Source organism: Clavibacter michiganensis subsp. tessellarius (genome assembly GCF_021922985.1).
In the GTDB taxonomy this organism is placed as follows: domain Bacteria; phylum Actinomycetota; class Actinomycetes; order Actinomycetales; family Microbacteriaceae; genus Clavibacter; species Clavibacter tessellarius.
Genome location: NZ_CP040788.1, coordinates 2,229,548 through 2,239,897 on the forward strand (window position 1 = coordinate 2,229,548; position 10,350 = coordinate 2,239,897).

The following is a 10,350-nucleotide window of genomic DNA, read 5'->3' on the forward strand; positions in this document are numbered from 1 at the left end:
GTCCGACGCGACGCGGCCGGTCCCCGTGGTCGACTCGGGCGATGACCGCATCCGACCGCGCCCTCGCCATCGACGGCCTCGTGAACGCCCGGGACCTCGGCGGCATCCGCCTCCGCTCCGGCGGCACGACCCCCACGGATCTCCTCGCCCGCTGCGAGGACGCCGACCTCATCACCGACGAAGGGTGGGAGCGGCTCCGCGGGCTCGGCTTCCGCACGGTGCTCGACCTCCGTCAGCCCGGCGAGCGCGCCCGGGACAGGCACCCGCGACCCGACTGGATCCACGTGGCGCACGTCGACCTCGACGGCCTCGACGACCACCCGGACTTCTGGGTGCCCTTCTGGGACACGGGCCTCCACGGCACGCCCGTCTACTACCTGCCGCACCTCGCCGAGCTGCCGGACCGGGCCGGCGCCGCGCTGCGGACGATCGCGCACGCGCCCGCCGGCGGCGTCCTCTTCCACTGCGGCGCCGGGCGCGACCGCACGGGCCTGGTCGCGCTGCTCCTCCTCCTCGCGGTGGGCGCCGAGCCGGATGACATCGTCGACGACTACCTGGAGACGATCCGGCTCGGCCCGGAGCGCTCGGCGAACCAGGGCCAGCCCGACATGGAGCCGGCCATCGCGGCCCTCCTCGCCGAGCGCGGCACCACGAGCGAGGCGGCGTTCCGGGACGCGATGGCGGGCATCGACCTCCACGCGCTCTTCGACGCGGCCGGCCTCACGGAGTCCGAGCGGGACACCCTGCGGACGTGGCGGGGCGCCATCCCCGCCTGATGCCAGCGCCGTCCGAGCGTGACGCCGGGCGGCGGATCCGAGCGCTACCGGACCAGCGGCACCTCGATGAGCAGCGGCGCCTCGGACGCGGTCGTGAGCGCCGCCTCGAGCTCGCCGTGCGTCGCGGCGCGCAGGTGCGTCCAGCCGTAGGCGCGGGCGAGGGCCGCGAGGTCCACCCGCTGCGGCGTGAACATGACGCGGTCGATGGCGTCGGGCGCGGCCGTGCGCGACACCTCGAGGCCGTCGAAGATGGTGCCGCCGCCGTCGTTGCCGACGATGACCTGGATCCGGGGCACCCGCTCGCCCGTGCCGAGCAGCAGCGAGCCGACGTCGTGCAGGAGCGTGAGGTCGCCGACGAGGACGCGCGTGACGCCCGCGGCGGCCGTGCCGGATCCGGCCTGCGAGGCGAGCGCGACGCCGAGGCCCGTGGAGATGGTGCCGTCGATGCCGGCGAGCCCGCGGTTGGCGTGCACGCGCACGCGCTTGCCGGGGAGCGCGCGGTCGGCCTCGCGGATGAGGCGCGACGCCCCGAGCACGAGACGGTCGTGCGGCCAGGTGGCCTGCCAGACGGCCCGCACCAGGCTGCGGCGGGTGACGTCGGCGCGCACGGCGGCGAGCTCGGCCTTCGCGAAGTCGCGGCGCTCTGCGGGCGTGGTGCCGGAGGGGACGCGCGGCGCGGACTCCGCGGCGGTGGCCGCGTCGAGGATCGCGCGGCTCTCGTGCACCCAGGTGCCGAGCCAGCGGCGGGCGTCGGCCGGATCCGCGGGCTCGCCGACCACGCGCACGGCGGCCGGGTGGGCGGTGACGCGATGGCGCGGGTCGTAGTCCTCGCCGCCGGTGGATCCGACGACGATCGCCTCCACGTCCTCGCGCCCCACGAGCAGCGGCACCTCGCGCGTGAGCGTGGGGTGGCCGAACACGATGACGCGCTCGACCAGGTCGCCGAAGCCGGGGCGCGCGAGCAGCTCGCGGAAGGAGACGACGAGGTTCGGGCCGAAGTGGGATCCGCTGGAGATCTCGGCGGCGAGCGGCCAGCCGCCGGCGCGCGCGAGCTCCTCGGCGGCCTCGCCCGCGGCGTGCCCGGCGACCACGAGCGTGCGCGGGCCGTGCGGGAGGTCGAGGACGTCGGCGGCGGGTGCGGGCGCGGGCGCGGCGGCGGTGGCGTCGTCGGCGGCGCGCGCCTCCGCGACGATCTCCGTCAGGTCCGGCACCGCGACGGACAGCGGATCCCGGAACGCCGCGTTCACGTGCACGGGCGTCCGCTCGTCGCGGGCGCGCCGGTACGCGTCGCGGGCGATCTCCGCATCGCGCGCCACGTCGGCGTCGGTCCCCTCGGGCGCCGGCACGTCGACGCACGCGACCCGCTCGCCGAACATGCCCGGCTGGTGCGTGGTCTGGTTGCTCGCGATGCCGCGGAGCTCCGCGGGCCGGTCGGCCGTGAGCAGGAGCATCGGGACGCCCGAGTGCCACGCCTCGAGGACGGCCGGGTGCAGGTTCGCCACGGCGGTGCCGGACGTGGTGATGACGGGCGCGGGCCGCCCGGACTCCACGCCGAGGCCGAGCGCGAGGAACGCGGCGGCGCGCTCGTCGATGCGCACGTGCAGGCGCACGCCGTCGACGCGCTCCAGCTCGGCGGCGACGAGCGCGAGGGCCTGGGAGCGGGATCCGGGGCAGAGCACCACGTCGGTGACGCCCGCGCGGACGAGCGCCAGCAGCATCGCGAGCGCGCGGTCGGTGGAGGGGTTGCCGGTGCGGGGCGGGGCGACGGCGGACGGGACGGGGAGGGGGCCGGCGGCGGTCACCGGGTCAGGAATCCCGGCGACCCGGGGTACCGGGCGCGTCGTCGGCGTCGGGGCGGGGACGCGGGGCGGTGCCCGTGCCGCCCGGCGCCGCGGGGCCGTCGGAGTCGGGAGCGGGCCCGTCGCTGTCGAGGTCGGCGAGCTCCTGCTCGAGGCGGCGGATGCGCTCCTGCTCCGAGCGCGCGCGGCCGAGGTTCGAGAGGAAGTCGGGGTCGTCGTCCGGACCGAGGCGACGGCCGGAGGAGCGGGCGAGGTCGGTGCGGTCCTTGCCGACGGTGAGCCAGAGGATGCCGCCGATGACGGGCACGAGGACGACCACGGCGATCCACGCGGGCTTCGGGAGGCCGCGCATGCGGGTCCGCGGCGTCATCGCGGTGTCCACGATGACGAAGACCGTGAAGAACACGATCACGACGGCGAGACCGATCAGCAGGCGGGGCATCTGTCGATGGTAGCTCCGCAACCGGGGAGGACGCCGGGCGTCCAGCGGGCGGGAAGGGCACGGGGGCTGTGCGCTCGGCGGGGGCCGTCCAGGCGCCCGACCTATGCTGGCCCGGTGAGTTCCCGTCGCTACTGGCTCGTCTACACCGTCGTCCGCGTCCTCCTGTTCGCCGTCCCGTTCGGCCTCGTGGTCGCGGTCAACGCCGACCTGTGGCCGCTGGCCGCGGTCATCGGCGCGGTGGTGTCGTTCTGCGGCTCCTACATCTTCCTACGCACGCAGCGCGAGGCCATGGCGGCGGATCTCGCGGCCGTCGCCGCCGGGCGCCGCCGCCCCGTCGAGGACGACGACTCCGAGGACGCCGCCCTCGACGCCGCCGAGCGCCGCGCGACCGGATCCGCCTCCCCCGCCGCGTCCGTGGACGCCGCGAAGCCGCGCGCCGACGGCGAGGCCGAGCGCAGCTGACGCGTCCGCAGGATCAGCCCGGATCGAGCGGCAGGTACGGGATCCAGGCGCCGCCGCTCGTGGGCGGGGAGTCGTCGCGGAGCGCGAGGCGCCGTGACCGCAGGGACGGCACGAGCCGGTCGGCCTCGAGCAGTCGGTAGCGCTCGGACGGCCGCGCGTCGGCGGCGGCGTCGGCGAGGGCCGCGAGGATCCGGGCGGGTGCGGCGCGCGCATCCGTCGCGGTGAGCGCCTCCCACCACGCGGTGAGCTCCTCGTCCAGCACGAGCACCGCGCGCGCGACGGCGGTCGTGCGGGAGCGGAGCATCAGCCCGATGCCCTCGACGATCCCCGTGTCGTAGGCGGGCTCGAGCGCCTGCGCCAGCCCTGCCGGGACGGCGGGACCGGGCATCGGCGCCTCCGGGCTCAGAACGCGAACGCCGCGCCGAGCCCCAGGCCGAACGTGAGGGCGGCCATGCTCGTGAGCTGCAGCGAGAGGATCAGCTCCTTCGGGGTGCGGCCGGTGCACGCGATGATCGCGGCCGGCAGCGCCAGCACGAGCGTGAACAGCACCAGCAGCGCCTTCGGGTAGAAGAGGGAGAAGAAGACCACGACCGAGTAGGCGATCGCGATCTCGATGCAGTAGACGATGCGCGAGCCGCGCGGGCCGAGCCGCACCGCGAGCGTGCGCTTGCCGACCTTGCCGTCCTGCTCGATGTCGCGGATGTTGTTGACCATGAGCACGGCGCACGCGAAGCCGCCGGCCGCGACGCCGCCCAGCCAGCCCTCGCCCGTGATCATGCCGATGAGGATGAACTGCGTGCCGGCCGTCGCGACCAGCCCGAAGAACACGAAGACGACGACGTCGCCGAGGCCCGCGTAGCCGTAGGGCCGCTTGCCTCCCGTGTAGAAGTACGCCGCGACGATGGCGACGGCGCCGACCGCGAGCAGCCACCAGTGGCCGGTGATCAGCACGATCGCGAGGCCGGCGACCGCGGCGAGGCCGAAGAACGCGAGCGCCACGGTGAGCACGGTGCGGGGCTTCGCGGCGCCGGATCCGGTGAGGCGGGCGGGGCCGACGCGCACGTCGTCGGTGCCGCGGACGCCGTCGGAGTAGTCGTTGGCGTAGTTGACGCCGATCTGCAGCAGCACCGCGACGGCGAGGCAGAGGAGCGCGAGGCCGAGGTCGACGCCCTCGTCGGGGCCGAGCGCGCGGGCCGCTCCCGCGCCGATCGCGACCGGGGCGACGGCGAGCGGGAGGGTGCGGATGCGGGCGCCGGAGATCCAGTCGCGCGCGGTGGCCTTCGGGGCCTTCGCCGGGTTCCCCGAGCGCGCCGTCGCGGGCGATCCCGGACGGGTCCGGGCGGGGTTCGAGGGTGCCGGGCGGGTGCGCTTCTTCTTCTGTGCCACGAGGGGCGATCCTACGCGTCGGCCGCCCGCGGGCGCTTCCGGGCGGTGCGGAGCCCGTGCGCGCGGGAGACCGCGCGGCGGGCAGCGGCCGCCCGCACGCGGCGCCGGCTAGCGGCTGCCGCCCACCGGCGACGGCGCCCAGCCGTCCGCCGGGCAGTTCCAGCGCATGATCGCGTGGCGGCCGTGCTCGAAGCCGAGCTCGCTGAGCGTGGAGGTCGAGAGCGTGAGGATCCCGCCGGCCTCCGCGGGCAGGCCGACCCACGCGACGGCGAGCGCGCGGATCACGTGGGCGTGCGCGACGAGGAGCACGTCCTGGCCGGACTCGAGCACGGGCAGCACGCGCTCGAGCACCTTGAGCACGCGCGCGCGGACCTGGCCCGACGTCTCGCCCGGGGTGTCGCCCGCGGGCACGCCGTCGGTCCAGAGGTCCCAGTGGCCGCGCTCGGACTGGATGTCGGCCGTGGTGCGGCCCTCGTACGCGCCGTAGTCGAACTCGACGAGCCGGTCGTCGACCTCGGCCTGGTCGCCATAGCCGATGAGCTCCGCGGTGCGCTGCGCGCGGGAGCGGGGGCTCGCGAGCACGAGGCCGAACTCCGTGCCCCCGAGCACGGCGCCGACCGCGCGCGCCTGCTCCTCGCCGGTCTCGGTGAGCGGGATGTCGGTCGTTCCGGTGTGGCGCCCGTTGACGCTCCACTCGGTCTGCCCGTGGCGCACCATGACGATGCGTCCGCGGACCTTCTCCTGCCACTCCGGGGTGCCGGGGATCTCGGCGCGCGCGATGGCGGCGTCCACCTCCGCGTACACGGGCGCGACGTCGTCGCGGGCGAGGCGCTTGGCGGTGGCGGGGTTCATGCCGGTCATGCGGGGGTCTCCTCCGTCGTCCGGGCGGGTGGCGGGCGACATCCGACTCTACGCCCGGGCGGATCCGCGGCCGGGCTCAGTGCACGTGCTCCAGGAGGTCGAGCCCGACGATCCCGAGGGCGTCGCGCACCGCGAGCCGGGCCGGGAGGTCGGCGTCGTCGAAGTGCACCATGACGGCGTACGCGACCGCGCCGCGCGGCCCGCGGAGCACGCCCGCCTCGGCGCGCACGCCCGCGTCCACCCCGGTGCAGTCGACCACCACGATGCCGTGCTCGCCGCCGCGCTCGACCAGCGGGTCGAGCCCGAAGGACGCCGCCACGAGCGAGCGGTCGGTGTTGAGCGCGAGCCAGCCGACCACTCGCGTGCTCGTCTCCTCGTCCACGACCTCGCCGTGCACGAGGGAGGAGAAGAGCGAGGCGAGCTCGCGGGCGGATCCGACGGACAGCTGCGGGGCGTCGTCCGGCCCCCGGGATCCGCGCGCCAGGTCGAGCAGGGCCGTGCGGCGGAGGCCGAGCGACTCCGCCCGGGCGCGCACGGCGCCGAGGCCCACGATCCGGAGCAGGGCGTTGGTGGCCGCGGCGTCGCCGGTGGCGCCGACGAGGGATCCGAGGTCGGTCGCGGGCAGCGACGGGACGACGAGGTGCCGCCAGAGGCCCGCGCTGCCGCCCTCGTCCTCGGGCCGGCGGTCGACGAGGTGCAGCGGCGAGAGGTCGCCCGAGGTCATGCGCGCCGACAGCTCGATGAGGAGGAGCACGCGCCCGAGGCCGGCGGCGGGCAGCGCGACGTGGTCGTCGACCGCGAGCACGACCTCGCCCGTGTCGAGGTCGGTCGCGCGGGCGGCGACGCGCATCCCGTCGAGGGCGAGGCCGCCGAGCGCGCGGAAGGCGCTGCGGAACGCGGCCGCCGGCTCGTCGCCGCGATGCCGGGCCGGGCCCCCGCCGGCGTGGCGGGGGCCCGGGGCGTCGTCGCCCGGCACGTGCGTCGGATCCGTCATCGCCGGACGCGCGTCACCAGATGGTGACGCGGGCCTCCTCGTCGAGCCAGAGGCCGTCGCCCGGCTTCACGTCGAACGTCGCGTAGAAGGCGTCGATGTTGCGGACGATCTGGTTGCAGCGGAACTCGTTCGGCGCGTGCGGGTCGATGGCGAGCAGGCGCATGACCTCGGCGTCGCGGCCCTTCTGCTGCCAGGCCTGCGCCCAGGAGAGGAAGAAGCGCTCGGCGCCCGTGAGCCCGTCGATGACCGGCGGCTCGGCGCCCTCGAGGGAGAGGAGGTACGCCTTCCACGCGATGGAGAGGCCGCCGAGGTCGCCGATGTTCTCGCCGATGGTGAGCGCGCCGTTCACGTGCGGGGCGTCGTCGGCCGTGAGCTGCGCGGGCACGAGCGCGTCGTACTGCTGGATGAGGGATGCGGTGCGCTCCTCGAACGCCGCGCGGTCGGCCGGGGTCCACCAGTCGGTGAGGCGGCCGTCGCCGTCGTAGCGCGAGCCCTGGTCGTCGAAGCCGTGGCCGATCTCGTGGCCGATGACCGCGCCGATCGCGCCGTAGTTCGCGGCCGGGTCGCGCGCCTCGTCGAAGAACGGGAACTGGAGGATCGCGGCCGGGAACACGATCTCGTTGAAGCCGGGGTTGTAGTACGCGTTGATGGTCTGCGGCGTCATGAACCACTCGTCGCGGTCGAGCGGGGCGCCGATCTTCGCGAGCTCGCGACGCGTCTCGAAGCGGGCGGTCGCGCGCACGTTGCCCAGGAGGTCCGTCGGGTCGATCTCGAGCGCGGAGTAGTCGCGCCAGCGGTCCGGGAAGCCGATCTTCGGGGTGAACTTCTCGAGCTTCTCGAGCGCCCGGCCGCGGGTCTCCGCGGTCATCCACTCGAGGCCGGAGATGGAGTCGCGGTACGCCTCCACGAGGTGGCCGACGAGCACGTCCATCTCGGCCTTGGCGGTGCGGGAGAAGTGGCGGTCGACGTAGATGCGGCCGATGGCCTCGCCCATGGCGCCCTCGACGAGCGAGACGCCGCGCTTCCAGCGCACGCGCTGCTCGGGCGCGCCCGTGAGCGTGCGGCCGTAGAAGTCGAAGGACGCCTCGGAGAACGCCTTCGGGAGCAGCGCCGCGTTCGAGCGGATGACCTGCCAGGCGAGCCAGTCGCGGAGCGCGGGGACCTCGGCGTCGGTCAGGAGCGCGCCTAGGCCCTCGGCGAAGGACGGCTCGCGGAGCACGAGCTCGTCGAGCGCGGCGGCGGGCGCCGCGAAGGCGTCGCGCCAGACGTCCAGGTCGGCGCCGGCGGCCTTCGCCACGAGGTCGCGGAGCTCCGCCCAGGTGACGAGGTTGTAGGTGGCCTGGCTGTCGCGGGTGCGGACGTTGTCCCAGTGGACGGCGGCGACGCGGGTCTCCAGGTCGAGGATCCGGTCGGCGCGGCCCGCGGGGTCGTCGAGCTGCGCGAGGCCGAGCATCCGCTCGACGAAGGCGCGGTAGGCGTCGCGGACGGCCGCGTGGCCCTCCTCGCGGTAGTAGCTCTCGTCGGGGAGGCCGATGCCGCCCTGCTCGACCTGCACGACGTAGCGCTCGGGGTCGCCCGGGTCGTTGTCGACGAAGAGGCCGAGGAGGCCGCTCACGTTCGTCTGCTCGAGGCGGCCCAGGGTCGCGAGGAAGGACGGGACGTCGGTGACGGCGGCGGCCTGGTCGAGCTGGTCGCGGATCGGCTCGGTGCCGAGCGCCTCCACCCGCTCCTCGTCCATGAAGCTCGTGAAGAGGTCGCCGAAGCGGCGCTCCTCGGTGCCGGGCTCGGCGTCGACGGCCTCCTCGATGATCACCCGCACGGCCTCCTCGGCCGCCTCGGCGAGCTGGTGGAACGAGCCCCAGCGGGCCTTGTCGTCCGGGATCGCGGTGCGCTCGAGCCAGCGGCCGTTCACGTGGAGGTAGAGGTCGTCCTGCGGGCGCACCCCCTGGTCCAGCTCGTCGGTGCGGATCCCGGTCGGAGGTGTCTCGGCGCTCATGGGCACGAGCCTAGGGGCGTCTCCCGCGCGCGTCCCGGGAGCGGCGGAGCGGGACCGGCGGTCGAGGCGGTCCGCCGGAGCCCGGACCGGATCCGCCGCGCGAAACGCCACCGCAACACGGCGTCGGTACGCTCGCCGATCGGGGCGTCTCCCCACACACCCGCGCGAGAGCAGGCGATCATGGCCCGACAGATCTGGACCCTCCACGGCGACGGCAAGGCGGTCGAGACCTCCGCGGTCGTCGGCCCCGGCGAGCGCCTCACCTGGCCGCGCACCATCGGGCTCGGGCTGCAGCACGTCGTCGCGATGTTCGGCGCGACCTTCCTCGTGCCCGCGCTCACGGGGTTCCCGCCCACGACGACGCTGTTCTTCTCCGGGCTCGGCACGATCCTGTTCTTGGCTCTCACGAAGAACCGGCTGCCCAGCTACCTCGGCTCGTCGTTCGCGTTCATCGCACCCATCGGCGCGGCCAACGCGGCCACGGCGGCCGGCGGCGGCGGGATCGGGGCGGCGCTCGCGGGCATCGTCGCGGTCGGCGTGATGCTCGCGATCGTCGGCGGCATCGTGCAGCTCACCGGCACCGGCTGGATCGACGCGCTGCTGCCGCCCGTGGTGGCCGGCGCGATCGTCGCGCTCATCGGCTTTAACCTGGCGTCGGCCGCGCGCGACAACTTCGTGGTGGCGCCCGTGACGGCGACCATCACGCTCGCCGCCGTGATCCTCTCGACCGTGCTGTTCCGCGGGATCCTCGGCCGCCTGTCGATCGTGCTCGGCGTGGTCGTCGGGTACGCGGTGGCGGCGATCCGCGGCGAGATCACGTTCGACGCGGTCGGGTCGGCCGCGTGGATCGGCCTGCCCGAGTTCCACGCGCCCGAGATCACGCCGCAGTTCTGGTCGCTGCTGCCCGCGTTCCTGCCCGTCGTGCTCGTGCTCGTCGCGGAGAACGTGGGCCACATCCGGGGCGTCGCGCAGATGACCGACGGGTCGGTGAACAAGCTGACCGGCCGGGCGCTCCTGGCCGACGGCCTGGCGACCGTGCTCGCGGGCCTCGGCGGCGGATCCGGCACCACGACCTACGGCGAGAACATCGGCGTGATGGCCGCCACGCGCGTCTACTCGACCGCCGCCTACTGGGTCGCCGGCGGGTTCGCCGTGCTGCTCGGCCTCTCGCCCAAGGTCGGCGCGGTGATCAACACGATCCCGGCGGGCGTGCTCGGCGGCGTGACGACGGCGCTGTACGGCCTCATCGGGATCATCGGCGTGAAGATCTGGATGGACAACCGGGTGGACTTCTCCAAGCCCGTCAACCAGCTCACGGCGGCGACCGCGCTCATCGTCGCGATCGCGCCCTTCACCTTCACGCTCGGCAGCGTCTCGTTCAACGGCATCGCGCTCGGGACGGTCGCGGCGATCGTCGTCTACCACGTGATGAGCACGGTCGCGCGGCTGCGCGGCACCGACTGACCGCACGGGCGGCCCGCCCGCTCACGGCGGGGCGCCGACCGCGTGTCCTACCATCGCGGGAGCGCCGCCCGCCGGCCGGGCGTCCGCGCGCCGGGCTCCGGCCCCCGCGGGCCGCGTCCCCGTCCGCACCGACCGCAGGAGAACCACCCGACATGCACCCGCCTGCGCGC

At 75.2% G+C, this 10,350-nt stretch carries 10 protein-coding genes; 3 read left to right on the plus strand and 7 right to left on the minus strand.

The window, feature by feature from the left end; genetic code table 11:
• Positions 1 to 41: 41 nt before the first annotated feature.
• Positions 42 to 776, plus strand: a complete 735-nt coding sequence (locus tag FGG90_RS10385; RefSeq protein WP_094127347.1) for a tyrosine-protein phosphatase — start codon at positions 42 to 44, stop codon at positions 774 to 776.
• A gap of 44 nt (positions 777 to 820) precedes the next feature.
• On the opposite strand, the gene menD is transcribed toward FGG90_RS10385, so the two are convergent.
• Both menD and FGG90_RS10395 read right to left on the minus strand, forming a co-directional pair.
• On the minus strand, positions 821 to 2,578 hold the full coding sequence (gene menD, locus FGG90_RS10390) for a 2-succinyl-5-enolpyruvyl-6-hydroxy-3-cyclohexene-1-carboxylic-acid synthase (RefSeq protein ID WP_094127345.1): 1,758 nt from the start codon (positions 2,576 to 2,578) through the stop codon (positions 821 to 823).
• Between the two features lie 4 nt (positions 2,579 to 2,582).
• On the minus strand, positions 2,583 to 3,017 hold the full coding sequence (locus FGG90_RS10395) for a PLD nuclease N-terminal domain-containing protein (RefSeq protein WP_094127343.1): 435 nt from the start codon (positions 3,015 to 3,017) through the stop codon (positions 2,583 to 2,585).
• 114 nt (positions 3,018 to 3,131) lie between these two features.
• Here FGG90_RS10395 and FGG90_RS10400 point away from each other — a divergent pair, with 114 nt between their 5' ends.
• Positions 3,132 to 3,479 (plus strand): DUF4229 domain-containing protein, encoded by a 348-nt coding sequence (locus FGG90_RS10400; RefSeq protein ID WP_094127341.1) that lies wholly within the window; start codon positions 3,132 to 3,134, stop codon positions 3,477 to 3,479.
• 13 nt (positions 3,480 to 3,492) lie between these two features.
• Here the strand turns inward: FGG90_RS10400 and FGG90_RS10405 are convergent, their stop codons facing one another.
• The 5 genes from FGG90_RS10405 to FGG90_RS10425 form a co-directional block, all read right to left on the minus strand.
• The gene (locus FGG90_RS10405; RefSeq protein ID WP_094127339.1) at positions 3,493 to 3,867 is read right to left on the minus strand and encodes a hypothetical protein; all 375 of its coding nucleotides are present in this window, start codon (positions 3,865 to 3,867) and stop codon (positions 3,493 to 3,495) included.
• Positions 3,868 to 3,881: 14 nt separating this feature from the next.
• Complete coding sequence (locus FGG90_RS10410; RefSeq protein WP_094127337.1) at positions 3,882 to 4,865, minus strand: 1,4-dihydroxy-2-naphthoate polyprenyltransferase; 984 nt, start codon at positions 4,863 to 4,865, stop codon at positions 3,882 to 3,884.
• 108 nt (positions 4,866 to 4,973) lie between these two features.
• Positions 4,974 to 5,726, minus strand: coding sequence for a histidine phosphatase family protein (locus FGG90_RS10415; protein WP_094127335.1), 753 nt, complete (start codon positions 5,724 to 5,726; stop codon positions 4,974 to 4,976).
• Between the two features lie 76 nt (positions 5,727 to 5,802).
• The gene (locus FGG90_RS10420) at positions 5,803 to 6,720 is read right to left on the minus strand and encodes a serine hydrolase (protein ID WP_094127333.1); all 918 of its coding nucleotides are present in this window, start codon (positions 6,718 to 6,720) and stop codon (positions 5,803 to 5,805) included.
• A 13-nt stretch (positions 6,721 to 6,733) separates the two neighbouring features.
• The gene (locus FGG90_RS10425) at positions 6,734 to 8,716 is read right to left on the minus strand and encodes a M13 family metallopeptidase (RefSeq protein ID WP_094127331.1); all 1,983 of its coding nucleotides are present in this window, start codon (positions 8,714 to 8,716) and stop codon (positions 6,734 to 6,736) included.
• A gap of 180 nt (positions 8,717 to 8,896) precedes the next feature.
• Between FGG90_RS10425 and FGG90_RS10430 the strand changes: the two genes are divergently transcribed.
• On the plus strand, positions 8,897 to 10,180 hold the full coding sequence (locus FGG90_RS10430) for a uracil-xanthine permease family protein (RefSeq protein WP_094127329.1): 1,284 nt from the start codon (positions 8,897 to 8,899) through the stop codon (positions 10,178 to 10,180).
• Positions 10,181 to 10,350 lie beyond the last annotated feature (170 nt).

Bases quoted from the DNA above. Each gene is read 5' to 3' on its own strand.
- FGG90_RS10385 (WP_094127347.1), top strand. From the start codon at position 42: ATGACCGCATCCGACCGCGCCCTCGCCATCGACGGCCTCGTGAACGCC.
- FGG90_RS10395 (WP_094127343.1), bottom strand. From the start codon at position 3,017: ATGCCCCGCCTGCTGATCGGTCTCGCCGTCGTGATCGTGTTCTTCACG.
- FGG90_RS10405 (WP_094127339.1), bottom strand. From the start codon at position 3,867: ATGCCCGGTCCCGCCGTCCCGGCAGGGCTGGCGCAGGCGCTCGAGCCC.
- FGG90_RS10415 (WP_094127335.1), bottom strand. From the start codon at position 5,726: ATGACCGGCATGAACCCCGCCACCGCCAAGCGCCTCGCCCGCGACGAC.
- FGG90_RS10420 (WP_094127333.1), bottom strand. From the start codon at position 6,720: ATGACGGATCCGACGCACGTGCCGGGCGACGACGCCCCGGGCCCCCGC.
- FGG90_RS10425 (WP_094127331.1), bottom strand. From the start codon at position 8,716: ATGAGCGCCGAGACACCTCCGACCGGGATCCGCACCGACGAGCTGGAC.
- FGG90_RS10430 (WP_094127329.1), top strand. From the start codon at position 8,897: ATGGCCCGACAGATCTGGACCCTCCACGGCGACGGCAAGGCGGTCGAG.